Source organism: Micromonospora sp. NPDC005298, from assembly GCF_040607375.1.
GTDB lineage: Bacteria > Actinomycetota > Actinomycetes > Mycobacteriales > Micromonosporaceae > Micromonospora.
Genome location: NZ_JBEXGP010000010.1, coordinates 1 through 24,595 on the forward strand (window position 1 = coordinate 1; position 24,595 = coordinate 24,595).

Genomic DNA, 24,595 nt, shown 5'->3' on the forward strand with positions numbered 1-24,595 from the left:
CAGGGGGTCGGCGGCCTGCGAGCCGGGGGGCTCACGGCGCCGGGTCCGTGTGTAACGACCCGGGGGCCGGGATGATTCCGGGCCGGCGGCACCCGTATTGAGGCGGTGCCGGGGGTCTGTGTGTAACGACCGGGCCGGGCCGAGCATTCCACCCCGTGCGGGGTGGGCCGAGCGGCCGTGGTCCTGCGATCGTCAGGATGTGTAACGACCCCCGGCCAGCCATGATTCCGCCGCATCGGTGTGACCGGTCACGCTAAAAGCGGACAAAGCTCCCATCCCGTCCGACCGGTCGGGGCCGATGCTCGGCGGCCAGGGTTGATCCAACGCCAATCGGCGATCTGGGGCTGTCGGGACGACGCGCTGCCGCCACACCGCAGCTCAGGGCCGGGCCGGGGCGGCTGGTCCGTGCGGGTAGATCTGAATCACTCGGCCCGGATGTCCCGTCTGCGAGGGACGCGACCTATGCTGAGGATGTTTTTAGACTGACCAGTCAGTACAACGATCGGGGTCGAGTGATGGTGGTCGTCGAAGCCCGTGGGCTCGGTCTGCGTACCCGTCGGGGGTGGGTCTTCCGGGGTGTCGACCTCGCCGTGCGGGCCGGCGAGGTACACGCGATCGTCGGCCCGCCCGGGAGTGGACGCACCTCCCTGCTGCTAGCCCTGGCGGATCGCTTTCCGACGAGCGAAGGGGAGCTACGGCACCACGCGCCGGCGGCGTTGGGCCTGGTGGCCGGTGTGCACGAACCCGACCCGGAGTTGACGGTCGCCGAGCACATCACCGAGCGACTGCTCCTGCTCGGCCGACGGGTCGGTCTCGCGGCGTCCGCGCCCGGCGCCCGGCCCGGCGGACCGCCGTGGCGCCGACGGACGGGTCGACGGGACGCGGCGACCGCCGCGATCGAGAGCGCCGGGCTGGGCGCGGAGGCACTCCTCGATCCGGCCCGCCGAGGGCGGGACCTGACCCCGGTGCAGCGCCAGGTGCTCGGCCTCACGCTGGCCGCCCTGAGCGGGCCGGGGCTCATCCTCGCCGACGACATCGACGCGGGCACGGACTCCGCGGAACGCGCCCTGCTCTGGACGATCCTCGGTGGGCTCGCCAGCCGGGGCGTCGCCGTGGTGGTCACCGCCCGCGAGGTGGAGCCACCCTCGACGGCGCTCATCCACCGACTGGGCGAGCCCCCCACCGACGCCGCCGAGCAACCCGCCGCCGAGGAGGAGCAGCCCGCCGTCGAGGAGGCGACTGCCAAGCGGCCCGCCGTCGAGGACATCGCACCCGCTGCGGCGGGTCGCACCGCCACCGTTCCCATCCAGCACGCCGAGGTGACCCGATGAGCGTTGTCCGACTCGCCTGGTTCGAACTGCGCCGGATGACCCGGGGGCGGTTGCCCCGCGCCGCGCTCGCCGTGTTGACCGTCATCCCGTTGCTCTACGGGGCGCTCTACCTGTACGCCTTCTGGGATCCGTACGGGAAGATGGACCGGATCCCGGTCGCGCTCGTCAACGCCGACCGGCCGGCGAAGGCCGGCGACGGTTCCGTGGTGCACGCCGGGCAGGACCTGGCCGACGAGCTGATCGACCGGCGGGTGTTCGGCTGGCGGGTCACCGACGCGAAGGACGCCGCGGCGGGCCTGCGCACCGGCCGCTACCACCTGGTGTTCTCCATCCCGGAGGACTTCTCCGCCACGCTCGCGGCGAGCCCGCAGCCCGACCAGCCGGCGCGCCGGGGCGAGCTGAAGGTGGTGAACGACGACGCCACGAACTACCTGTCCGGGTTGCTCGCCCGGTCGGCGTTCAGCGAGATCCGGGCCGCCGCCGCGGAGAGCGCCGCGTCGGGCTACTTCGCCCGGATGCTTGTCGGCTTCACCGACGCCAAGGCCGAGACGGGCCGAGCCGCCGACGGTGCGGGTCAGCTCGCCGACGGGCTTGGCAGTTCCCGGGCCGGCGCGGGTCGGATCGCCGACGGGTTGGACCGGTCGGTCTCGGGGGCCGGGCAGGTCGCCGACGGGTTGGGTCGATCCGCCGACGGCGCCGGAAGCCTCTCCGCCGGCCTGGACCAGAGCGCGCGGGGCGCCGACGGGTTGACCGCCGGACTTGCCCAGCTACGGACCGGTGCGGCGCAGCTCGCCGACGGCACCGCCCGTGCGGCCACCGCGACCCGGGCGGTGGCCAGCACGGTGGACGGTGCGGCAGCGAAAGTCGAGCCGGTGCTGCGGGACAACGCCGAGCGGATCGAGCGGTCGGCGACGGCCATCGCCGACGGTGCGCAGGCGCTCGCCGACGGACTGGACGCTCTGCCGCAGCGGGCGCAGAGGGCCCTGAGCCAGGCCGAGACGGTACGCGAGCGCCTCGACGCCCTGGTCGCCGCGCACCCCGAGCTGGCCGACGATCCGAACGTGGCTGCCGCCCGCACGGCCGCGACGGCCACCGTCGAGGCGGCCCGGGCGGTCGTCTCCGGTCTCGACCGGGCCGACCTGACGGCGCTGCGGAACCGCATGACCGCGGTGGCGGCCACCGCCCGGCAGATCGCCGACGCCGCACCGCACCTGGCCGACGACGTCGCCGCCGCGCGTGGCAAGGTCGACGAGCTCGCCGCCGGCCTGGGCGCCCTCGCCAACGGCAGCGCCGAACTGCGCGACGGCCTGGGTGACGCGGCGACCGGTGCCGAACGGCTGCGCGGCGGACTGTTCCGACTCGCCACCGGTGCGCGGGAGTTGGACGGCGGGCTCAACCAGCTCACCAGCGGCAGCGACCAGCTCGCCGACGGTCTGGTCCGGCTGGAGACCGGCGCCGGGGAGCTGGCCTCCGGGCTGACCCGCCTGGACGGCGGGGCCGGCGACCTCGCCGCCGGCCTGACCGCCGGAGAGAAGAAGATCCCGGGGTACGACGACACGGACGCCCGCGCCGACGTACTCGGTGATCCGGTGTCCCTGGACCGTTCGGCCCGCAACCCGGCAGCCTCGTACGGTGTGGGCTTCGCCCCGTACTTCCTCGGGCTGGCACTCTGGGTCGGCGCGATGATCACGTACATGCTGCTGCGGCCGGTCAACCGGCGGCACGTCATGTCCGGAGCGCCCGCCTGGCGGGTGGCGCTGGCGGGCTGGCTGCCCGCCGCGGCGGTCGGGCTGGCCCAGGCCGGGGTGCTGTTCGCGGTGGTGACGCTGCTGCTCGGGCTGGACCCGGTCCGGCCCGCCGCGACGCTGGGGCTGCTCGCACTCGTTTCGCTCGCGTTCACCGCGATCATGCAGTGGCTCGGTGCCCAGCTCGGCCCGGCCGGGCGGCTCGCCGCGTTGGCGTTGCTGATGCTCCAGCTCACCTCCTCCGGAGGGACCTACCCGGTGCAGACCTCGCCCGGCTTCTTCCAGGCGATCCACCCGTGGCTGCCGATGAGCTACGTGGTGGACGGGCTGCGGCACACCCTCAACGGAGGCCCGACCGATCCGGTGCTGCGGGCGGTGCTGGTGCTTGTCGGTTTCGGGGCGGCGGCGCTGGTCCTGACCACCTTCGCGGCCCGCCGCTCGCGCCGGCTCACCCCGTCGAAGCTGCACCCCGAGTTGGCCATGTGAGGATGTGCCGGTGACGGACGGACGGTCGAGGCGGCGCGAGGACACCCGTCAGCGCCTCTTCGTCGCCGCTGTCGAACTCATCGCCGAGCAGGGTTTCTCCGCGACCACCGTGGACGACATCGCGGCGCGGGCCGGAGTCGCGAAGGGGACGGTCTACTACAACTTCGAGTCGAAGACGGTGCTCTTCGAGGAGTTGCTGCGGCACGGCATCGGTCTGCTCACCGCCGAGTTCCGGGCGGCGGTCGCCGGGCTGCCGCCGCGCGCCGCGCTGGCGGCCCTCGTCCGCGCCGAGTTGGAGTACATCCGCCGGTACCGGGCGTTCGCCCAGTTGCTGCTGTCGGAGATGTGGCGGACGAACCGGGAGTGGCAGCAGACGTTGCGGCTGCTGCGCGGCGAGGCGATCGAGGTCATCGCCGAGACGGTGCGGGCCGGGGTGGACAGCGGCGACCTGCCAGCCGACCTGGACGTGCCGACCGCCTCCTCGGCGCTGTTCGGCGTGGGCCTGGTGGTGGCCGTGGACTGGCTGGTGTTCCAACCCGACAGGCCCATCTCCGACGTGCAGGAGGCGCTGCTCGGCATCGTCCGCCGGGTCGCCCAGACGTGATCGGAAGTCCTGCTCAGAGCGGGTAATTCGGTTGAGCGGACAGGGTCGCTGCCGGCAGGCTGGGTGCTCAGCCACCCACGTCCGGAGGGACTCTCCATGCGCCTGCTCCGAGATATGTGGGGCACCTCGCCGCGCCGGATGACGGTCGTGGTCGTCCTCATCGTGCTCGGTGCCGCCGGTCAGGCGGGCGCCTCGGCACTGGCCGGCGCGGTGCTGGTGCACCGCTCGGCCGGCTTCTTCGCCGTGCTGGCCGCGGCGCTGGTCGCCGTGGTGCTCAGCGACCTCGTGGTGAGCCTGCTGATGGCCGGTCTGACCGCCGACTGGTCGGCCGACGTGCGTCGTCGGCTCTGCCGGGTGGCCCTCGGGCAGGACCTGCCCGCGTTGGAGACCACCCCGGTTGGCGAGATGCTCGACCGCATCGACGGTGACGTCTACCAGGTGGCGGCGGCGATCCGTAACCAGGGCACCCGGCTCGCGCAGGGGCTCTGCGTCGGGCTGCTGTCGATGGTGGTCGCGTTGGCCGTGTGGTGGCCGGCCGGGATCGCGATGCTGCTGCTCACGGTGGTGCTCGCGGTCGGACTGCGGCGGCCCACCGCACGGATCGGCCCGGCCCGGATGGCCGAGGAGGAGGCGTGGTCGGACCTGGCCGCGGTGATGGAGGAGGCGGTGCACGGCCAGGACGACGTACGGACCAGTCTGGCCCGGCCGTACGTCCTGCGGCTGTACGCCCGCCGCGCCGCTGCTGTGCTGTCCCGGGGGAACCGGGTCTGGGTGATGTCGGCCCGGGTGGCCACTATCGCCACCGCGACGATCCGGGGCGGCATCGGTGCGGTGGTGCTCGGTGGGGCGTGGGCGCTGGCCACCGGCCGGATCGACGCCGCCCGGCTCACCGGCATCTGGCTGCTCGCCCTGGCCTTCGGGGCCACCGCGGAGCACGTCAGCCGGATGGTGCCGGAGATCCAGGAGGCCCTCGGAGCGTGGGCCCGGGTGCGGTTGCTCCAGCGGGCCCGGCAGGAACCCGTCGGCGGAGCCAGCCCCACCTCAGGTGACCTGCGCATCCGTGACCTGACCTTCGAGTACGAGGTGAGCGGCCCGGAGAGTGGACGGGGTGCCGCCCTGCGCGGGCTCAGCCTGACCTTCGCGCGGGGCCGCTCGTACGCGCTGATCGGGCGGACCGGTTCGGGCAAGTCGACCCTCGCGAAGGTGCTCACCCGGGCGGTCGACGTGCCGCCGGGAACGGTCTTCCTCGGCGGTACCGACCTGTGTGATCTCGACGTCGAGCAGTTGCGCCGTTGGGTGGCGCTGGTGCCGCAGCGCACCGAGATCCTGGCCGGCACGCTCGCCGAGAACGTGGCGCTCTTCGACCCGGACCTGCTCGCCGCCGCCGCCCGCGCACTCGACGAGTTGGGCCTGGCCGGCTGGATCGCCGAGCTGCCGCAGGGCCTGGCGACCCGGTTGGGGGAGGGCGGTCACGTGCTCTCCGCCGGGCAGGAGCAGTTGGTGGCGTTCGCCCGGATCCTGGTGCGGGACCCGCACGTGGTGATCCTCGACGAGGCCACCGCGCGTCTGGATCCCGTGACCGAGGCGCGGGTGCAGCGCGCCACCGAACGACTGCTGCGCGACCGGATCGGGATCGTCATCGCGCACCGGCTCTCCTCGGTGCGCCGCTGCGACGAGGTGGTGGTGCTGGCCGACGGCGCGGTGGTCGAGGCCGGCCCGTTGGAGACGTCGACGCGTTTCGCCGAACTGCTGGCGACCAGTCACGCCGCCGCGTACGCCGCGTCGGCGCCGGCCGGTCGCGCCGGCGCCGGGACCGACCTGCTGGTCGGCCCCGAACCGGTCGACTCCTGGCCGGGCGAGCCGGCGACCACGCCGGCGGAGGCGCCCGAACCGGTCGGGCCGACCCGCGCCGACCCGCCGCCGCTGCCGCCCGTGCCGCGGGCCCGGACGATGCGGGAGATCTTCCGGCTCTGCCTCAACGATCCCCGGTACGGGATGTCCGCGATCGGGCTGTTCCTCGGGCTCAGCCTGCTCGGGCTGGACGGTCCGGTGCTGCCCTGGTTCTGGGCCGACGTGGTGGACGGGACCGGCAGTCCGTACCTGCCGGCGATGGGGATCGTGGTCGGACTGCTGGTCGCCCTTCCGCTGCCGTTCTACACCCACGTCTGGTTCCCGCACTGGTGGGTGCGGCAGATGCTGCGGATCGGCCTGCGACTGGTGCACGGCCAGACCGGGCCGCGGCGGGTCAGCTCCCACACCCCGGCCGAGGTGGTGGCACAGGGCGGGGACACGGAGCGGGTCGTCCAGCTCGCCGACAACGTACTGGACCAGGTCGTCGCGCTGGTGTTCCTGGTCGCCATGACGGCGGTCACCGGCAGCGTCGTACCGGGGCTGTTCTTCCTCGGCACGATCATCGTCTCCGGGCTGGCCGCGACCCTCTTCGGGCCGACGTTGGAGCGTGCCGCCCGGGCGACGGTGACGGCGCGGGCCGCGTTCGCCACCGCGCTGGTGTCGGCGCTCTCCGCGGCGCGGACGGTGAAGCTCGCCGGTGCGACGGGGGCGGTGCTGCGCCACCTGGCGGACCTGGACGCGGTGCGCAGCGACCGGCAGCGGCGGGAGATCTCGGTGCAGGTGTGGTCGCGTTCCACCCCGTCGATGGCGAGCGGGTTGTTGCCGATCGGCGCGTGGGCGCTCTACCTGGCCGGTGACCTCTCCGCCGGTGCGGTGCTGGTGGCCGTCTCCACCCTGGGAGCGGCCCGCTGGTTCGCCTGGACGACAGCGTCGTTGATCTCCCAGCTGCCGTCCGCGCGGGTCTGGACCCGCCGTACGGTGGCGATGACCGGAGTGGGCGCGTACTCCGCGGCGGTGCCGGCGGTCGACCTGGCCGGCGGTACGGCACCCGCGCCGACGCCACCGCCCCGCCACCCGCTGCGTCGCCTGGAGCTGCGCGGCTTCGGCGTGGTGCACTCCGACGGCACGGTCGCCGTCCGGGACGTGGACCTGACCGTCGAACGGGGCCAGTTGGTGCTGGTCGTCGGGCCGGTGGGGTCGGGCAAGTCGTCGCTGCTGCGGGCGCTCGCCGGCATCGTGCACCACACCGGTGAGCTGTCCTGGAACGGCGACCCGGTCACCGAGCCGGAGCTGTTCCTGCGCCCCAACCAGGTCGGCTACGTCGCCCAGCTGCCCCGGGTGCTCTCCGGCACGGTCGCCGACAACATCGCCCTCGGGCACCAGGTGGACGCGGCCGGAGCGGTGAGCACCGCCCAGCTCGACCACGACCTGGCCGCCGCCGGTGGCGGGCTGGGTCTGCTCATCGGGCACAAGGGCACGCGGCTCTCCGGCGGGCAGTTGCAGCGGTTGGCGCTGGCGCGGGCGTTGGCACCGCGTACCGAACTGCTGGTCGCCGACGACGTGTCCTCGGCGCTCGACGTCACCACCGAGCTGGCGTTGTGGCAGGCGTTGCGGGCGCACGGGGTGACCGTGGTCGGGTCGACCGCGAAGCGGGCCGCGTTGGTCCGCGCCGACCACGTGGTGGTGCTGCTGGGCGGAGTCGTCGCGGCTCAGGGTGCCTGGCGTGACCTGGAGGGCGACTGGTCGCACCTGGCCGGCTGACGGTCGGGCGGCTGCCGGACACGGCAGCCGCCCGACCGGCGGGGATCAGGCGGCGCGGGCGTACTGCGCCGGACCGGTGTACGTGACGCCGAGCTTCGCGGCGGCGCGGCGCGGCCAGTACGGGTCGCGCAGCAACTCACGCCCGAGCAGCACCAGGTCGGCGTCGCCGCTGGCGATGATCTGCTCGGCGTGCTCCGGCTCCACGATCAGGCCCACCGCGCCGCTCGGCACGCCGGCCTCGCGGCGGATCCGGGCGGCCAGCGGCACCTGGTAGCCGGGGCCGAGCGGGATGCGCTGCTCCGTGCTCACACCGCCGGAGGACGCGTCGACCAGGTCCACGCCGACACCTGCCAGTTCGCCAGCGAGCACCACGCTGTCCTCGATCGTCCAGCCGCCCTCGACCCAGTCGGTGGCGGAGATGCGGGTGAGCACCGGGACGTTCTCGCCGACGGCGGCGCGTACCGCGCGGGCGACCTCCAGGGTGAGTCGCATCCGGCCGGCCCGGTCGCCGCCGTAGCCGTCGGTGCGGTGGTTGGTCAGCGGGGAGAGGAACTCGTTGAGCAGGTAGCCGTGCGCCGCGTGGATCTCCACGGCGGCGAACCCGGCGGCCAGCGCCCGTTCGGCGGCGGCGGCGAACGCGTCGACCACGCCCGCGACACCCGCCGCGTCGAGCGCGGTCGGTGTCCGGTAGCCGGCGGTGAACGGTTCCGAACCGGGGGAGACCGGGGTCCAGCCGCCCTCGTCGTCGGGTACGCCGCCGCGCTCCGGTGCCCACGGCCGGTACGTGGAGGCCTTGAACCCGGCGTGCGCGAGCTGCACGGCCGGCACCGCGCCGTGTGCGGCGACGAACGCGGTCACCGGTCGCCACGCGTCCACGTGCGCGCCGGACCACAGCCCGGTGTCCTGCGGGCTGATCCGCCCCTCGGGGACGACGGCGGTGGCCTCGGTCAGCACCAGGCCGGCCCCACCGACGGCGCGCGTGCCGAGGTGGATCAGGTGCCAGTCGGTGGGCAAACCGTCCGGGCCGGCCGAGTACTGGCACATCGGCGCCATGGCGATCCGATTGGGCAGGGTGACCGCGCGCAGGGCCAGCGGTGTGAACAGGGAACTCATGTCGTCATCCTCTCCGACGCGACGACGGGCCCCTCGGGTGAGGGGCCCATCGTCGTGGTGGGAACCGATCAGGCGGGGACGGGGCTCAGCTCGGGCCGGGGCTCGGTGGCCGGCTCCGGCTCGGTCAGGTCGCGCTTGCCTGCGGACTCGTACGCGGCGCGGTCGAGGGTGCCCTCGCGGGCGGCGACCACGGTCGGCACCAGAGCCTGCCCGGCCACGTTGGTGGCGGTGCGGATCATGTCGAGGATCGGGTCGATGGCGAGCAGCAGTCCGGCGCCGGCGAGCGGCAGACCCAGCGTGCTCAGGGTGAGGGTGAGCATCACGATCGCGCCGGTCAGGCCGGCGGTGGCGGCCGAGCCGACCACCGAGACGAACGCGATCAGCAGGTAGTCGGTGACGCCGAGCTGGACGCCGAACACCTGGGCCACGAAGATCGCGGCGAGCGCCGGGTAGATGGCGGCGCAGCCGTCCATCTTCGTGGTGGCGCCGAAGGGCACCGCGAACGAGGCGTACTCGCGGGGCACGCCGAGGCGCTCGACGGAACGCTGGGTCACCGGCATGGTGCCCACCGAGGAGCGGGACACGAAGGCCAGTTCGATGGCGGGCCAGGCGCCGGCGAAGAAGCGCAACGGGTTGAGCCGGCCGGCGAGGATGAGCACCAGCGGGTAGACCACGAACAGCACGATGGCGCAGCCGACGTAGACGGCCGTGGTGAACTTCGCCAGGGGGGCCAGCAGGTCCCAGCCGTACGAGGCGACGGCGTTGCCGATCAGGCCGAGGGTGCCGATCGGGGCGAGGCGGATGACCCACCAGAGCGCCTTCTGGACGATCTCCAGCAGTGAGCGGTTCAGCGCCACGAACGGCTCGGCGGGTTCGCCGACGAGCAGGGCGGCGGCACCGACGACCAGGGCGAGGAAGACGATCTGCAGGACGTTGCCCTCGACGAACGCGCCGACCGGGTTGGTGGGCACGATGCCGGTGAGGAAGTCGGTCCACGAGCCGGTGTTCTTCGGCGGCGCCGCGCCACCCACGTCGAGGGTCACGCCCTTGCCGGGGTTGGTGAGCAGGCCGAGGCCGATGCCGATGCTCACCGCGATCAGCGCGGTGATGCCGAACCACATGAGGGTCTTCAGCGCGAGGCGGGCGGCGTTGGCGACACCGCGCAGGCTGACGACGCTGACCACGATGGCGGTGAAGACCAGCGGCGGCACGGCCAGCTTGAGGAGTTGGATGAAGAGGCTGCCGACGGTGTGCAGGGTGCTGGTCAGCCAGCTCAGGTCGTTGCTGCGGGCAACGAAGCCGAGGGCGACACCGAGGACGAGACCGAGCAGGATCTGCACGGAGAAGGGAATCTTGCGCAGGCCGAAGGGCATGGGGGTTTCCAATTGTCTGGGCCGAGCGGGGTGGGCGAGTGGAGTGCGCTACGCCGGACAGATGCCGCTGGCCTGCAGTCGGAGATCGACATACAGGCGCACGGTGAGGCCCCAGACATTGGTCATCGTTGACCGACGATACCCCCGTCGCCGGTCAACGCAAGGGGTGATCCGCGTGACGGTCCTTACAGAGGGCCAGTGCGGTCGCGGTCGCCACGCCCCACAGCACCGCGAGCGCGAGGACCAGCCGCTCCAGCACACCCACCAGGGCGCCCCGACCCACGACGAGCATGCCGAGCCCCACCGCGGCGCAGAGCGGCAGGGCCAGCACGGCGGCCCAGGCGCCCAGGCGGCGCACCGTCCGACCGGCCGCACCCGAGACGGCCAGCGCGACCATCGACAGGACGACAGCCGCGGTCGCCGCGATGCTCGCCCCGCCGTGCACCAGGTCGGCCACCGTGGTCTCCTCGAACGGGGGGAGCGGGCAGCCCGCCGAGCAGGTCACCGCCCCGGACACGGCCGTGCAGACGGCGCCGACGGCGAGCAGCGCCGACGCCACCCGTATCCCCGGCGGCAGAGCCGCCGCGATCAGCAGCAACGCACCGGCCAGGGCCAGCACACCGATCCGGTACGTCGCGGCGTGGCCGCTGCCGGCGATACCCGCCTCACTGACGTACCCGGTCAGACCCGGACCGGGACCGGCGAGCACCGCGACGATCACCGCGACCGCCCCGGCCAACGTGCAGCCGGCGGCGACCGAAGCGGCGACCCGGCGGGCGACGTCCCCGCCGATGACCGGCGCGCTCGTGGTGCCGGCCCGCCCCCGCTCAGCCACGCCCGTGCGGAGTCGTCCAGCCGGACTCGTCGGGCCCCAGCGGCACGATCCCGGTCGGGTTGATCTCCCGGTGGGTCCCGTAGTAGTGCCGCTTGATGTGGTCGAAGTCGACAGTCCCGCCGAAGCCGGGCGTCTGGAACAGGTCCCGGGCGTACGCCCAGAGCACCGGCATCTCGGTCAGCTTCTGCCGGTTGCACTTGAAGTGCCCGTGGTACGCGGCGTCGAAGCGGACCAGGGTGGTGAACAGCCGCACGTCGGCCTCGGTGATCGCGTCGCCCATCAGGTAGCGCTGCCCGGCCAGCCGCTCCGAGAGCATGTCGAGCCGGGCGAAGAGCGCTAGGAACGCCTCGTCGTACGCCTCCTGGGAGGTGGCGAACCCGCACCGGTAGACGCCGTTGTTGACGTCGGCGTGGATGTCGGCCATCAGCGCGTCCATCTCCGGGCGCAGCTCGACCGGGTACAGGTCCGGTGCGTCGGGAGCGTGCAGCCGCCGCCACTCGGTGGAGAAGTCGAGGGTGAGCTGGGGGTAGTCGTTGGTGACGACCCGGCCGGTCAGGGTGTCGACAAGCGCCGGCACGGTCACCCGGCCTGTGTAGTCCGGGTCGGTGGCCAGGTACGCCTCGGAGAGGAACCCGACGCCGAGGACCGGGTCGAAGCCGTCCGGGTCGAGGGCGAACGCCCAGCCCCGCTCGTCACGGATCGGGTCGACGGTGCCCAGCGAGATCGCGTCGTCCAACCCGAGCAGGTCACGCACGATCCTCGCCCGGTGCGCCCACGGGCAGGCGCGGCACCAGATCAGCCGGTAACGGCCCGCCTCCAGCGGCCAGCGGTCCTGCTCGTCCGGGCCGCCGCCGGGTGGGGAGGCCGAGTCGGCGGTGACCCGGCCGGTGAACCGGTTGGGCTGGCGGACGAACGCGCCGCCGCCGCTTGTCTCTGCGCTGAACTGGGCCCGGGCCATGCCGTCAACCTATCCGCTGCGAGCGCGGATATCCTGGCGGCCGGCAGCCCGCCGCGACCCGGTGGGTGTGCCCCACCCCCGCCGTCTGCACCCCGAAGGACTCGCGATGACCGTGGCATACCTGGTGGCCGGTGTCCGTACCCCGATCGGCAGGTACGCCGGCGCGCTGGCCGGAGTCCGCCCCGACGACCTGGCCGCGCACGTGATCCGCGAGCTGGTCGCCCGCCACCCGTCGGTGGACTGGGCGCGGGTGGACGACGTGGTGCTCGGCTGCGCCAACCAGGCCGGCGAGGACAACCGCAACGTGGCCCGGATGGCGGCGCTGCTCGCCGGCCTGCCCGAGCAGGTGCCGGGCAGCACGGTCAATCGGCTCTGCGGCTCCGGCCTGGACGCGCTGGCCACCGCCGCCCGGTCGATCGTCGCCGGGGACGCCGAGCTGGTGGTCGCGGGCGGCGTGGAGAGCATGAGCCGGGCGCCGTTCGTCATGCCCAAGGCGACATCGGCGTACTCCCGCTCGGCCGAGGTGTACGACACCACGCTCGGCTGGCGGCTGGTCAACCCGCTCATGCGCGACGGCTGGGGGGTCGACTCGATGCCGGAGACGGCGGAGAACGTGGCAGCCGAGTACGGCGTGAGCCGCGCCGAGCAGGACGCGTTCGCGTACCGCTCGCAGCAGCGCGCGGCCGGGGCGCAGGCCGACGGCCGGTTCGCCGAGGAGATCGTGCCGGTGTCCGTGCCGGCCGGCCGCCGGGAGACCCGCCTGGTCGAGGTGGACGAGCACCCCCGGGAGACGTCGCTGGAGAAGCTCGCCGCGCTGCCCACCCCGTTCCGCGACGGCGGCACGGTGACCGCCGGCAACTCGTCGGGTGTCAACGACGGCGCGGTCGCGCTCCTGGTGGCCAGCGAGGCGGCGGTGGCCCGGTACGGCCTCACCCCGCTGGCCCGCATCGGCGGAGCGGCGGCGGCCGGCGTGCCGCCCCGGATCATGGGGATCGGGCCGGTGCCGGCCACCCGCAAGCTCCTCGACCGGGTCGGCGTCGAGCTGGGCGCGGTCGACGTGGTGGAGCTGAACGAGGCGTTCGCCGCGCAGTCCGTGGCGGTGCTGCGCGAGCTGGGGCTGCCCGTCGACGCCGAGCACGTGAACCCGAACGGTGGTGCCATCGCGTTGGGGCACCCGCTCGGCGCCAGCGGCGCGCGGCTGGCGCTGACCGCCGCCCTGGAGTTGCGCCGGCGCGGAGGCCGTCGCGCCCTGGCCACCATGTGCATCGGCGTCGGTCAGGGCATCTCGCTGTTGCTGGAGTCCGCCGACTGAGCGCGGAAACAGCGTGAAGGGATCTCCCGAACGCTGGAGTCGGCGGCCTAGAGTGGTCCACACCACACGACCCGCGGGTCCGCCGGTGGTCGCGCACGCCCGTCGACGCCGGTGCCGCCCTGCGGCGCAGCGACGAACTGGGGAGCACGCTGATGCCGGACGGACTGCCGACCGAGATCGATCTGACCAGGCCGAGCGCGGCCCGGGTGTACGACTATTTCCTGGGCGGGGCGCACAACTTCGAGATCGACAGGCAGTTGGCCGAGCAGATCGCGAGCATGACCCCGAACCTCGCCGCCACCATGCGGTCCGGTCGGGAGTTCCTGCGCCGTGCCGTCCGCGCGCTGCTCGACGCCGGCATCGACCAGTTCCTCGACATCGGCTCCGGAATTCCCACCGTGGGCAACGTGCACGAGGTGGCCCAGGCGGCGAACCCCAAGGCCCGGGTGGTCTACGTCGACATCGACCCGGTGGCCGTCGCGCACAGCCGTGAACTGCTCGCCGGCAACGACCTGACCGGTGTGATCCACGCCGACCTGCGGGAGCCGGAGCGGATCCTCACCGAGACCCACCAGCTCAACCTGATCGACTTCAGCCGGCCGATGGGCATCCTGCTGGCCGGGGTGGTGCACTTCGTCCCGGACTCCGACCGTCCCGAGGAGATCCTGTCCACCCTGCGGGCCGCCGCCGCGCCGGGCAGCTTCCTGGTCATCTCGCATTCCACCTTCGAGGACCAGCCCCAGGAGATGCTCGACGCCCAGCGCCTCTCCGCGCGTACCGACACGGAGATCACCCTGCGCTCCCGCGCCCAGATCACCGGTTTCTTCGGCGACTGGACCGTCCTCGAACCGGGTGTCGTGCACATGCCGCTCTGGCGTCCCGACTCGCCGTCCGACGTGGACGAGCACCCGGAGCGGTTCGGCGCCTTCGGAGGCGTCGCCCGGTACGACCACTCCGCCAGCTGATCCCGTGGCCGCCGTCCCGGAGCCCATCGGGGCCGACGTCGGCTCCGGCGGTGCCCAGGGCTACGCCGCCGACTGGGCCCGCGCGGTACGCCGGCTCGGTTTCGTGCCGCTCAGCGCGGCCGAGACCGAGCGGCTGCTGCTGGCGTACACCGTCCGGTTGGCGCGGGCGGTGCGCGCGGAGCCGTTCACGGCCCGTCCCGCGGAGGAGGTCGGCCGTGCCCTGGTGGAGGCACATCTCACCGAGCCGAGGGCACTGGAATGGGCGCTGCGTTCGCTCGGTGCGGACTTCCCCCGGCGGGTGCTGGCCGCCGAGGGCTGGCCGGCGGACCTGAGCGAGCGGATCGCTGCCGTGCAGGGCGGGCTGGCGGCCGGGTACGCCCGCGCGCTGCGCGACCGCACCTTCGACCAGCAGGAACGGATCGCCCGGTCGGCCTGGCAGGCCCGCGACGAGGTCGAGCAGGCGCTGCGCGACAGCGAGGCGCGGTTCCGGGCGGTCTTCACAGGCGCGGCGATCGGGATCGGCATCGCCGGGGTGAACGGGCAGATCATCGACGTCAACCAGGCGTTCGCCGACATGCTCGGCTACTCGATCGAGGAGCTGCGCCGGACCAACGTGGCGGAGTTGTTCCACCCCGACGACGCCGCCGGCATGTGGGACCTGTACCAGGAGATGATCGAGGGCAAGCAGGACTCGGCCCGGCTGGAGAAGCGCTACTACCGCAAGGACGGCAGCGTCGTCTGGACGGACCTGGCCGTGTCGCTGATCAGGTACGACGACGGCCGGCCCCGGTTCACCGTCGCGATGATCGAGGACATCACCGAGCGGTACGAACTCCAGCAACGGCTGCGCTTCCAGGCCCTGCACGACCCGCTGACCGGGCTGCCCAACCGGACGCTGTTCTTCGAGACGCTGGGCCGGGTCTTCGACGTCGCCGCGCCGGAACGCCGCGTCGGCGTGTGCTTCCTCGACCTGGACGGCTTCAAGGCGATCAACGACAGTCTCGGCCACGACCTCGGCGACCGGCTGCTGGTGGTGATCGGCCGTCGGCTGGCCGAGTGCGTGGCCGAGCACGGTCACCTGGTGGCCCGGATGGGCGGCGACGAGTTCGTGATCCTGGTCGACGGCGGCCAGGACGCGGTGGCGGTGGCGCAGACGGCGCTGGCCGCCGTCGCGGCCCCGGTGCACGTCGGCGACAAGCAGTTGGCGGTGTCGGCGAGTGTCGGAGTCGTGGAGTGCCCGGCGGAGGAGACCACCGCCTCGGAGCTGATGAAGGCCGCCGACACGACGCTCTACTGGGCCAAGGCGGCGGGCCGGGGCCGGTACGCGGTCTACGACCCGGAGCGCAGCGCCCGGGACCTGGCCCGCGCGGCGCTCGTCGCCGGGCTGCCGGCAGCCCTGGAGCGGGGCGAGTTCGTGTTGCACTACCAGCCGATCGTGTCGCTGCTGGAGGGCCGGATGCTCGCCGTGGAGGCGTTGGTCCGCTGGCAGCACCCCGAGCTGGGCCTGATCGGTCCGGACCGGTTCATCGGCCTCGCCGAGGAGACCGGTCTGATCGTCGGACTCGGCGAATGGGTGCTGCGCACCGCGTGCCGGGACGCCGAGCGGTGGTGGCGGGAGTTCCCCGGCGCGCGGCTGGTGGTCAGCGTCAACCTCGCCGCCCGGCAGGCCGACGACCCCGCGATCGTGGACACCGTCGCGGACGCGCTGGACACCAGCGGGCTGCCGGCGGAGCTGCTGCAACTGGAGCTGACCGAGAGCGCCGTGATGGGCAGCGCCGGTGAGCCGCTGCGCAGCCTGCACCGGCTCGCCGCGTTGGGCGTCCGGCTGGCCGTGGACGACTTCGGCACCGGCTACTCCAATCTGGCGTACCTGCGCCGCCTGCCGATCCACTGCCTGAAGCTGGCCGGCCCGTTCGTCGAGGGCATCCGCGCCGACGGTACGGACGTCGCGGCGGACCACCGCGACGAGCGGATCGTCGACGCGTTGGTCCGGCTGGCGCACGCGTTGGAGCTGTGGGTGACCGCCGAGGCGGTGGAGACCGGGGTGCAGGCCGAGCGGCTGCGCGCCCTACGCTGCGACACCGGGCAGGGGCGGTACTTCGGCGCCCCCGCCCCGGCCGAGGTGATCACCGCCCGGCTGCGCGACGGGACGGCGGCGTGAGCGAGCTGGCAGGCGCGGCAGCGTGACGCGTAGCGGCGGCACGGAGCGGAGCGGGGGACCGACCCGGTCCGGAGGGTGGCGACGGAGGGTGGCGGCGTGGACCTGACGGACTCGCAGACGGCGGTGACCGTGGTGGCCGGGCTGGCCATCCTGGCCGGGTTGGCCGGTGTGGTGGTGCCCGGCCTGCCGGCGGTGCCGCTGTGCTGGGGCGGCGTGCTCGTCTGGGCGATCTTCGGCGGCGCCGGGCTGGGTGGCTGGGCGGTTTTCGCCGCCGCGACGCTTGTCGCCGCCGGCGGCACGGTGATCAAGTACGCCTGGCCCGGCCGGAACCTGAAGCGCACTGGCGTGCCCACGTCCACGCTGCTCGCCGGCGGGGTGCTCGGGATCATCGGCTTCTTCGTGGTGCCGGTGGTCGGGTTGGTGCTCGGCTTCGTGGCGGGGGTGTGGGCGGCCGAACGCCTCCGGTTGGGCAGCAACCAGCTGGCCTGGCCGTCCACCGTGCAGGCCCTGAAGGCCGCCGGCCTGTCCATGCTCGTCGAGTTCACCGCGTGCCTGCTCGTCGCCGCCCTGTGGCTGGCCGGCCTCCTCCTGACCTGACCCAGGGGTCGACCCTTGCCACGGTGATCAAGAGGTTTGCGTCAGGCAGCGCGCCAGATCTGACGCGAACCTCTTGATCACCGTGGAGGAGATGGGGGCGCGGGGCACCGTACCGGTGCGTGAGAGAGAGGTGTGCCCCGCGCCGCCGCGGTCCGGGCGGTCCGAGCGCCCGGCGGTGGCCCGTCGCGATCGGGCCTGGTCACGAGGTCAAGGATGCGGGTCGCAGTGGCCGGGCGGCAACGCAATTAGCCCGACGGCGGTGAGATTCCCACTCGCACCGTATTGACCGCCCTTGATCGGCGGGACGACACTTTGCGCACTCGTACGCGGAATCACCTCAGGGAGGTGTGCAGTGGCCACGACGCCCGTGCCGACCGCCGAGCAACCAATGGACGACGATGCCCGACGGCTCGCCGAACTCGGCTACAAACAGGAGTTGCGCCGCAAGTGGAGCGGCTTCTCCAACTTCGCCATCTCGTTCTCGATCATTTCGATCCTGGCCGGCTGTTTCACCACCTTCGGGCAGGCGTGGAACAACGGCGGACCGGTCGCCATCTCCTGGGGATGGCCGCTGATCTCACTGTTCATCCTGATCATCGGCTTCTGCATGGCCGAGTTGGTGTCCGCGTACCCGACCGCCGGCGGCATCTACTGGTGGGCGGCGACCATGGGTCGCCCGGTGCACGGCTGGTTCACGGGCTGGCTGAACCTGATCGGCCTGGTCGCGGTCACCGCGTCGGTCGACTACGGCTGCGCGACGTTCCTCAACCTCACCCTGTCGGCGCTCTTCGACGGCTGGGCGGGGACGCTGCGGCAGGCGTTCCTCCTCTTCGTGGTCATCCTGGTGCTGCACGGCCTGATCAACATCTTCGGGCACCGGATCATCGACGTACTCCAGAACGTCTCGGTCTGGTGGCACGTCGCCGGCGCGGCAGTCGTGGTGGCCATCCTGGTCCTCGTTCCCGACAACCACCAGAGCTTCCAGTTCGTGTTCACCGAGCGGTTCAACAACTCCGGCTTCGGTGACGGGGACGTCGGCGGGCTGACGTTCTGGTTCTACGTGCTGCCGCTGGGCTTCCTGCTCACCCAGTACACGATCACCGGCTTCGACGCGTGCGCGCACGTCTCCGAGGAGACCCGGGGCGCCTCGCAGGCCGCCGCTCGTGGACTCTGGCAGTCGATCTTCTATTCGGCGGTCGGCGGCTGGATCCTGCTGCTGGCGTTCCTGTTCGCGGCCACCGACGTCGAGGCCGTCAACGCCGCAGGGGGCTTCTCCGGCGCCATCTTCGAATCCGCCCTGACCCCGGTCTTCTTCAAGATCGTCATCATCATCTCCACAATCGGGCAGTTCTTCTGCGGGATGAGCTGCGTGACCTCGATGAGCCGGATGGCGTACGCATTCAGCCGCGACCGGGCGGTCCCCGGCTGGCGGTTGTGGTCCTCGGTCGACCGCAACGGCACCCCGGTCAAGGCGATCATCGGCGCCACCGTGGCCGGTCTGGTGCTCACCCTGCCGGCGCTGTACGAGAGCTCCGCCGGCATCCCGATCGCCTTCTACGCGGTGGTGTCCGTCGCGGTGCTCGGGCTCTACCTGTCGTTCCTCATCCCGATCGCGCTGCGGCTGCGGATGGGCGACAGGTTCACCCCCGGCCCGTGGACGCTCGGGCGGAAGTACAAACTGCTCGGCTGGATCGCGGTCATCGAGATCGCGATCATCGCGGTCTACTTCGTGCTGCCGATCGTGCCCGCCGGGGTGCCCGGCAACGACGACTTCACCTGGTCGGCGGTGAACTACGCGCCGCTGGCCGTGGGCGGGGTGCTACTGGTGGTCGCCGTCTGGTGGTACGCCTCGGCCCGCAAGTGGTTCACCGGCCCGGTCCGCACCGTCGACGAACGCCGCGACTGATGGGCGGCGGCCGGGTCCATGGGAATGTGAGCGCATGATCCGCAACGAGACCACCGCCGAGCTTGAGGCGCCGGACCGGCTGTTCCAGATCACCCACGTGAGCCGGACGCACACACAGCTGTGGCTTCAGGCAGATGCCAACTCCAGTCACCAGTACCGGCTCGAGGTGCTGTTCCAGGACGTGAAGTACCTGTGCGTGCCCTTCGTGCTGCGCGGCCTGTCGCTGCGCAGGGCGGATCCGGAGCAGACGCGCCGTCTGACGGACCTGCACGACCTGGTGGTCGACCCCGGTTGGGACGTCTACCTGCTGTCCCGCAGCCATGACTGGTTCGTGGTCTCGTCCCACCCCCTCTGGGCCGAGGCGGCATTGAGTTACTCGGACGAGCCGGTGTTCTGGTCGCACACCGGCAACGAGGACGTCGTGGTGTCGATGGGGACCGTGAGATGAATGCGGCGCCGGTGTCCGAGCAGCGGACACCGGCGCGGACGCGATCCCCGGTTTCGCGCCCCGGCGGGTCGGGGCATTGACGGTGATCCGGTTTGCCAGTAGACCTTGGTGATGGAGGCCCGCGAATGAGGAAAGCTCCGCTCACGCTTGAACAACTGCGGGTCGCCGTCGCCGAGGGTGAGATCGACACCGTGGTGCTGGCCCTGGTCGACATGCAGGGCCGGTTGCAGGGCAAACGGTTCCACGCGCCCTACTTCCTCGACCAGGTGGTGGCCAACGGCAGCGAGGGCTGCAACTACCTGCTCGCCGTCGACGTCGACATGAACACCGTCGACGGGTACGCCATGTCGAGCTGGGAACGCGGCTACGGCGACTTCGCCATGGTGCCCGACTTCGCCACCCTGCGCCGGGTGCCCTGGCAGCCCGGCTCCGCGCTGCTGCTGGCCGACCTGACCTGGCTGGACGGCTCCGGTGACGTGGTCGCCTCACCCCGGCAGATCCTGCGCCGGCAACTGGACCGGCTGGCCGAGCACGGGCTCACCGCGTACGCCGGCACCGAGCTGGAGTTCGTGCTGTTCCGCGACTCGTACGAGGACGCCTGGCGGCGTGGCTACCGCGACCTCACCCCGGCGAACCAGTACAACGTGGACTACTCGCTGCTCGGCACCGCCCGGGTCGAGCCGCTGCTGCGCCGGATCCGCACCGAGATGGCCGCCGCCGGCCTCACCCCGGAGAGCGCCAAGGGCGAGTGCAACCTCGGTCAGCACGAGATCGCCTTCCGGTACGACGAGGCGGTCGCCTGCGCCGACCACCACGTCATCTACAAGAACGGGGCCAAGGAGATCGCCGCCCAGGAGGGCATGGCGATCACCTTCATGGCCAAGCCCAACGAGCGGGAGGGCAACTCCTGCCACATCCACTTCTCGCTGCGGGACCGGTCCGGCTCGTCGGCGATGCTCGGTGACGGGCCGGCGCACCTGTCGCAGACCGGGCAGCGGGTGCTCGCCGGGCTGCTCGCCACCATGCGGGAGTTCAGCCTGCTCTTCGCCCCGAACATCAACTCGTACAAGCGCTACCAGCCGGGGTCGTTCGCCCCGACGGCCCTGCGCTGGGGGGTGGACAACCGCACCTGCGCGCTGCGGGTGGTCGGGCACGGGCAGGGCATGCGGGTGGAGAACCGGGTGCCCGGCGCGGACGTCAACCCGTACCTGGCGATCGCCGGGCTGGTCGCCGGCGCGCTGCACGGCATCGAGCGGGAGGTGGAGCTGGGCGAGGAGTGCACCGGCAACGCGTACGACGACCCGCAGGCCGAGCGGGTGCCCAGCACCCTGCGCGACGCCCTGACCCTCTGGGAGTCCTCGACGGTGGCCCGGGAGGCCTTCGGCGAAGAGGTGGTGGCCCACTACGCCAACCAGGCACGGGTCGAGCTGAAGGCCTTCGACGCGGCGGTGACGGACTGGGAGCTGACCCGTGGCTTCGAACGCCTCTAACCCGTGTCCCCGCGCGATCTTGCGGATTGTGTCGCGGGCACGTGGTGAGTCGTCGGGGCAGAAAGTGCAAGATCGCGCGGGGAGGGCGGGGGTAGGGCGTGACCAGGGTTGTTGATCCGGCTTCTGGGGTGGGGTTTCGGGAGGTCGCCGCGACCTCGGTGGGGGAGGTGGACTCGGCTGTCTCGCGGGCCGCCGTCGCCTTCGAGTCCTGGCGTCGGGTGGGGCCCGGGGATCGGGGGCGGTTGCTGCGGCGGTTCGCCGCCGTCGTCGACGCGCACCTGGACGAACTGGCCGCCCTGGAGGTCCGCAACTCCGGGCACACCATCGGCAACGCCCGGTGGGAGGCCGGCAACGTCCGCGACGTGCTGGACTACTACGCCGGGGCGCCCGAGCGGTTGACCGGCCGGCAGATCCCGGTGCCCGGCGGGCTTGACGTCACCTTCCACGAGCCCCTCGGCGTGGTCGGGGTGATCGTGCCGTGGAACTTCCCGATGCCGATCGCCGCGTGGGGGTTCGCCCCCGCCCTCGCGGCCGGCAACACCGTGGTGCTCAAACCCGCCGAGCTGACCCCGCTCACCGCGCTGCGGCTCGCCGAACTGGCCCGCGAGGCCGGCCTGCCCGACGACGTGTTCACCGTGCTCCCCGGGGAGGGCGCGGTGGTGGGGGAGCGGTTCGTCACCCACCCGGCGGTCCGCAAGATCTGCTTCACCGGCTCCACCGAGGTCGGCACGCGCATCATGGCCGGCTGCGCCGCGCAGGTGAAGCGGCTCACCCTGGAGTTGGGCGGCAAGAGCGCCAACATCGTGTTCGCCGACGCCGACCTGGAACGCGCCGCCGCGACCGCGCCCGGCGCGGTCTTCGACAACGCCGGCCAGGACTGCTGCGCGCGGTCGCGGATCCTGGTCCAACGCCAGGTGTACGACAGGTTCCTGGAACTGCTCGAACCGGCGGTACGCGCGGTGCGCGTCGAGGACCCGTCTCGGGACACGGCCGAGATGGGTCCGCTGATCTCGGCGGCCCAGCGGGACCGGGTCGCCGGCTATGTGAGCGGGGCGACCGTGGCGTTCACCGGCTCCTGCCCCGACGGCCCCGGCTTCTGGCACGCGCCCACTGTGCTGCTGACGGACTCGCCGGCCGACCGGCACTGGCGGGAGGAGATCTTCGGCCCGGTGGTGTCGGTGCTCCCGTTCGACGACGAGGCCGACGCGGTCCGGCTCGCCAACGACACCGAGTACGGCCTCTCCGGCTCGATCTGGACCCGGGACGTGGGCCGCGCCCTGCGGTTGGCCCGCGCAGTCGAGGCGGGCAACCTCAGCGTCAACTCGCACTCCTCGGTGCGCTACTGGACCCCGTTCGGTGGGATGAAGCGCTCCGGGCTCGGCCGTGAGCTGGGCCCGGACGCCCTGCACTCCTTCACCGACGTCAAGAACGTGTTCATCGCGACGGAGGAGTGACGCCAGTGCAGGGTCGGTTGCAGGACCGGGTGGCCGTGGTCACCGGAGCGGGCAGCGGGATCGGGTTGGCCACCGTGCGGCGGTTCACCGCCGAGGGGGCGCGGGTGGTCTGCGTGGACATCGACACGGAGGCCGGCGAGAAGGCCGCGCGGGAGTGCGGCGGCGAGTTCGTCCGCGCCGACGTGGCCGACGAGGCGGCGGTACGTGACCTGTTCGACGGGGTGGCCGAGCGGCACGGGCGGGTCGACATCGCGTTCAACAACGCCGGTATCTCCCCGCCGGACGACGACTCCATCCTGGACACCGGCCTGGACGCCTGGGAGCGGGTGCTGCGGGTCAACACGACGAGCGTCTACCTGTGCTGCAAGTACGCGATTCCGCACATGCGCCGCCAGGGCAAGGGGTCGATCATCAACACGGCCTCGTTCGTGGCGCTGATGGGCGCGGCGACGTCGCAGATCGCGTACACCGCGAGCAAGGGCGGGGTGCTGGCGATGACCCGGGAGCTGGGCGTGCAGTTCGCCCGCGAGGGCATCCGGGTCAACGCGCTCTGCCCCGGCCCGGTGGCCACCCCGCTGCTGCTGGAGCTGTTCGCCGCCGACCCGGAACGGGCCGCCCGCCGCCTGGTGCACGTGCCGATGGGACGGTTCGGGGAGCCGGAGGAAATCGCCGCCGCGGTCGCGTTCCTGGCGAGCGACGACGCCTCGTTCATGACAGCCGCGCAGTTCGTGGTCGACGGCGGCATCACCGGCGCGTACGTCACACCGCTGTGACCGCGCGGACCCGGCCGCTGATCGGCATCAGCGCGTACGTCGAACCCGTCGACTGGGCGGTCTGGCGGGGCGTGCCGGCCGTCCTGGTGCCCGAGGCGTACGCGCGGGCGGTGACGGCCGCCGGCGGCCGGGCGGTGGTCCTGCCCCCGGACGACGAGGACGCGGACGTGCTCGCCGTCCTCGACGGGCTGCTGCTGGCCGGGGGCGCCGACGTCGGTCCGGGGCGGTACGGGCAGCCGCCGCACCCGCGTACCGAGGACCGGCCGGAGCGGGACGCCGGCGAGTTGACCCTCCTGGCGGCCGCGCTCGATGCCGGGTTGCCGGTGCTCGGTGTGTGCCGGGGAATGCAGCTGCTCGCCGTCGCCTACGGCGGCAGCCTGCACCAGCACCTGCCGGACGTGGTGGGGCACGAGGAGCATCGCCCGGCGCCCGGGGTCTACGGCTCCCACCCGGTGCGGTTCGCGGAGGGCAGCCTCGCCGCGACGGTGTTGGCGGGGGTTCGGCGGGTCAACTCGTACCACCACCAGGCGGTCGCCGACCCCGGTCGGTTGACCGTCAGCGGGTGGGCGGCGGACGGCGTGATCGAGGCGGTGGAGGATCCGGGCCTGCCGTTCGTGCTGGGCGTGCAGTGGCATCCGGAGAACGATCCGGATCCGCGTCCGATCGGCGCGCTGGTCCGGGCGGCCGGACGGTCCCGGTCGGGTGTGACGTAGGTCGCCCCCGCCGGGTGGGGTGGCCGGTGGGAGGATCGGCGTATGGGCAAGGTGTATCCGGAGATCGACGGTCGGCTGCGTGACTTCATCACGGCCCAGCCGGTCTTCTTCGTGGCCACCGCGCCGTCAGGTGCCGAGGGGCACGTCAACGTCTCACCCAAGGGCATGCGGGGCACCTTCGTGATCCTCGGCCCGCACCGGGTGGCGTACCTCGACTATCACGGCAGCGGCGCCGAGACCATCGCCCACCTGCGGGACAACGGCCGGATCACGCTGATGTTCTGCGCCTTCGACGGGCCACCGAAGATCGTCCGGCTGCACGGGCGGGGCAGCAGCGTCGCGGTCACCGACGACGCCTTCGCCGACCGGATCGCCGAGTTCCCCGCACCCCCGGATGTGCACGGGGTGCGGGCCGTGATCAGTGTCGAGGTCGAACGGGTCAGCGACTCCTGCGGCTACGCCGTTCCCCTGATGGACTTCCGCGCCGAACGAGACCTGTTGCTCACCTCACACTCCCGTCGCAGCGCCGACGATCTGGTGACCTACCGGGCCACCAAGAACGCGGCGAGCATCGATGGGCTGCCCGTTTTCTGACCTGCTCGGGCGTTCCGGTGCCGCCGTTGCGGCGGGTGCCGCGCACCTCGACTGTCGGGTGCGCGACCGACAAGGCGGAGGTAACCAGCGTCGGCGGAGCGCCATGCGTTACGTTGCTGGTCCGC

The 24,595-nt window shown here is 72.6% G+C and carries 19 protein-coding genes; 15 read left to right on the top strand and 4 right to left on the bottom strand.

Going from position 1 to position 24,595, the window contains the following annotated elements:
* Window positions 1-515 precede the first annotated feature (515 nt).
* The 4 genes from ABZS77_RS16605 (at window position 516) to ABZS77_RS16620 (ending at window position 7,778) form a co-directional block, all read left to right on the top strand.
* Complete coding sequence (locus ABZS77_RS16605; RefSeq protein WP_354823349.1) at window positions 516-1,331, top strand: ATP-binding cassette domain-containing protein; 816 nt, start codon at window positions 516-518, stop codon at window positions 1,329-1,331.
* Complete coding sequence (locus ABZS77_RS16610) at window positions 1,328-3,562, top strand: YhgE/Pip domain-containing protein (RefSeq protein WP_354823351.1); 2,235 nt, start codon at window positions 1,328-1,330, stop codon at window positions 3,560-3,562. The genes ABZS77_RS16605 and ABZS77_RS16610 overlap by 4 nt, the downstream gene beginning before the upstream one ends.
* A 10-nt stretch (window positions 3,563-3,572) precedes the next feature.
* Window positions 3,573-4,166, top strand: a complete 594-nt coding sequence (locus tag ABZS77_RS16615; protein WP_354823353.1) for a TetR/AcrR family transcriptional regulator — start codon at window positions 3,573-3,575, stop codon at window positions 4,164-4,166.
* Between the two features lie 96 nt (window positions 4,167-4,262).
* Window positions 4,263-7,778 carry an ABC transporter ATP-binding protein/permease gene (locus ABZS77_RS16620; protein ID WP_354823355.1) on the top strand — a complete coding sequence of 1,172 codons (3,516 nt, stop codon included), beginning with the start codon at window positions 4,263-4,265 and terminating at the stop codon, window positions 7,776-7,778.
* Window positions 7,779-7,823: 45 nt separating this feature from the next.
* Here the strand turns inward: ABZS77_RS16620 and ABZS77_RS16625 are convergent, their stop codons facing one another.
* From ABZS77_RS16625 to ABZS77_RS16640, 4 genes are all read right to left on the bottom strand, one after another.
* A complete protein-coding gene (locus ABZS77_RS16625; protein ID WP_354823357.1) occupies window positions 7,824-8,891 on the bottom strand; it encodes an NADH:flavin oxidoreductase/NADH oxidase in 1,068 nt (355 codons plus the stop codon).
* Between the two features lie 68 nt (window positions 8,892-8,959).
* Window positions 8,960-10,252 (bottom strand): dicarboxylate/amino acid:cation symporter, encoded by a 1,293-nt coding sequence (locus tag ABZS77_RS16630; protein ID WP_354823613.1) that lies wholly within the window; start codon window positions 10,250-10,252, stop codon window positions 8,960-8,962.
* A gap of 166 nt (window positions 10,253-10,418) precedes the next feature.
* Complete coding sequence (locus tag ABZS77_RS16635) at window positions 10,419-11,099, bottom strand: DUF998 domain-containing protein (RefSeq protein ID WP_354823359.1); 681 nt, start codon at window positions 11,097-11,099, stop codon at window positions 10,419-10,421.
* Window positions 11,092-12,057 (bottom strand): glutathione S-transferase C-terminal domain-containing protein, encoded by a 966-nt coding sequence (locus ABZS77_RS16640; protein WP_354823361.1) that lies wholly within the window; start codon window positions 12,055-12,057, stop codon window positions 11,092-11,094. Before ABZS77_RS16640 ends, ABZS77_RS16635 begins: the two co-directional genes overlap by 8 nt.
* 106 nt (window positions 12,058-12,163) lie before the next feature.
* Between ABZS77_RS16640 and pcaF the strand changes: the two genes are divergently transcribed.
* The 11 genes from pcaF to ABZS77_RS16695 all read left to right on the top strand — a co-directional run bounded on the left by pcaF (window position 12,164) and on the right by ABZS77_RS16695 (window position 24,470).
* On the top strand, window positions 12,164-13,369 hold the full coding sequence (gene pcaF, locus ABZS77_RS16645) for a 3-oxoadipyl-CoA thiolase (RefSeq protein WP_354823363.1): 1,206 nt from the start codon (window positions 12,164-12,166) through the stop codon (window positions 13,367-13,369).
* A 152-nt stretch (window positions 13,370-13,521) separates the two neighbouring features.
* On the top strand, window positions 13,522-14,334 hold the full coding sequence (locus tag ABZS77_RS16650) for an SAM-dependent methyltransferase (protein ID WP_354823365.1): 813 nt from the start codon (window positions 13,522-13,524) through the stop codon (window positions 14,332-14,334).
* 4 nt (window positions 14,335-14,338) lie between these two features.
* Window positions 14,339-16,495, top strand: a complete 2,157-nt coding sequence (locus ABZS77_RS16655; protein ID WP_354823367.1) for an EAL domain-containing protein — start codon at window positions 14,339-14,341, stop codon at window positions 16,493-16,495.
* 96 nt (window positions 16,496-16,591) lie between these two features.
* Window positions 16,592-17,092 carry a DUF456 domain-containing protein gene (locus tag ABZS77_RS16660; protein WP_354823369.1) on the top strand — a complete coding sequence of 167 codons (501 nt, stop codon included), beginning with the start codon at window positions 16,592-16,594 and terminating at the stop codon, window positions 17,090-17,092.
* Between the two features lie 352 nt (window positions 17,093-17,444).
* The gene (locus ABZS77_RS16665; protein ID WP_354823371.1) at window positions 17,445-18,998 is read left to right on the top strand and encodes an amino acid permease; all 1,554 of its coding nucleotides are present in this window, start codon (window positions 17,445-17,447) and stop codon (window positions 18,996-18,998) included.
* A 34-nt stretch (window positions 18,999-19,032) separates the two neighbouring features.
* Window positions 19,033-19,446: a hypothetical protein gene (locus ABZS77_RS16670; protein WP_354823373.1), complete on the top strand. Its 414-nt coding sequence runs from the start codon at window positions 19,033-19,035 to the stop codon at window positions 19,444-19,446.
* A gap of 125 nt (window positions 19,447-19,571) precedes the next feature.
* The gene (locus ABZS77_RS16675) at window positions 19,572-20,936 is read left to right on the top strand and encodes a glutamine synthetase family protein (protein WP_354823375.1); all 1,365 of its coding nucleotides are present in this window, start codon (window positions 19,572-19,574) and stop codon (window positions 20,934-20,936) included.
* A 98-nt stretch (window positions 20,937-21,034) separates the two neighbouring features.
* The gene (locus ABZS77_RS16680; RefSeq protein WP_354823377.1) at window positions 21,035-22,390 is read left to right on the top strand and encodes an aldehyde dehydrogenase family protein; all 1,356 of its coding nucleotides are present in this window, start codon (window positions 21,035-21,037) and stop codon (window positions 22,388-22,390) included.
* A 5-nt stretch (window positions 22,391-22,395) separates the two neighbouring features.
* Window positions 22,396-23,163 (top strand): 3-oxoacyl-ACP reductase, encoded by a 768-nt coding sequence (locus ABZS77_RS16685; RefSeq protein WP_354823379.1) that lies wholly within the window; start codon window positions 22,396-22,398, stop codon window positions 23,161-23,163.
* A complete protein-coding gene (locus ABZS77_RS16690) occupies window positions 23,160-23,876 on the top strand; it encodes a gamma-glutamyl-gamma-aminobutyrate hydrolase family protein (RefSeq protein ID WP_354823381.1) in 717 nt (238 codons plus the stop codon). Before ABZS77_RS16685 ends, ABZS77_RS16690 begins: the two co-directional genes overlap by 4 nt.
* A 42-nt stretch (window positions 23,877-23,918) precedes the next feature.
* Entirely contained in the window at window positions 23,919-24,470 is a 552-nt protein-coding gene (locus ABZS77_RS16695) for a pyridoxamine 5'-phosphate oxidase family protein (protein WP_354823383.1), read from the top strand.
* The last annotated feature ends 125 nt before the right edge of the window (window positions 24,471-24,595 follow it).

Excerpts from the sequence above, each read along its gene's own strand:
- pcaF (WP_354823363.1), top strand. The coding sequence starts at position 12,164 with ATGACCGTGGCATACCTGGTGGCCGGTGTCCGTACCCCGATCGGCAGG.
- ABZS77_RS16605 (WP_354823349.1), top strand. The coding sequence starts at position 516 with ATGGTGGTCGTCGAAGCCCGTGGGCTCGGTCTGCGTACCCGTCGGGGG.
- ABZS77_RS16640 (WP_354823361.1), bottom strand. The coding sequence starts at position 12,057 with ATGGCCCGGGCCCAGTTCAGCGCAGAGACAAGCGGCGGCGGCGCGTTC.
- ABZS77_RS16625 (WP_354823357.1), bottom strand. The coding sequence starts at position 8,891 with ATGAGTTCCCTGTTCACACCGCTGGCCCTGCGCGCGGTCACCCTGCCC.
- ABZS77_RS16620 (WP_354823355.1), top strand. The coding sequence starts at position 4,263 with ATGCGCCTGCTCCGAGATATGTGGGGCACCTCGCCGCGCCGGATGACG.
- ABZS77_RS16610 (WP_354823351.1), top strand. The coding sequence starts at position 1,328 with ATGAGCGTTGTCCGACTCGCCTGGTTCGAACTGCGCCGGATGACCCGG.
- ABZS77_RS16675 (WP_354823375.1), top strand. The coding sequence starts at position 19,572 with ATGAGGAAAGCTCCGCTCACGCTTGAACAACTGCGGGTCGCCGTCGCC.
- ABZS77_RS16670 (WP_354823373.1), top strand. The coding sequence starts at position 19,033 with ATGATCCGCAACGAGACCACCGCCGAGCTTGAGGCGCCGGACCGGCTG.
- ABZS77_RS16695 (WP_354823383.1), top strand. The coding sequence starts at position 23,919 with ATGGGCAAGGTGTATCCGGAGATCGACGGTCGGCTGCGTGACTTCATC.
- ABZS77_RS16650 (WP_354823365.1), top strand. The coding sequence starts at position 13,522 with ATGCCGGACGGACTGCCGACCGAGATCGATCTGACCAGGCCGAGCGCG.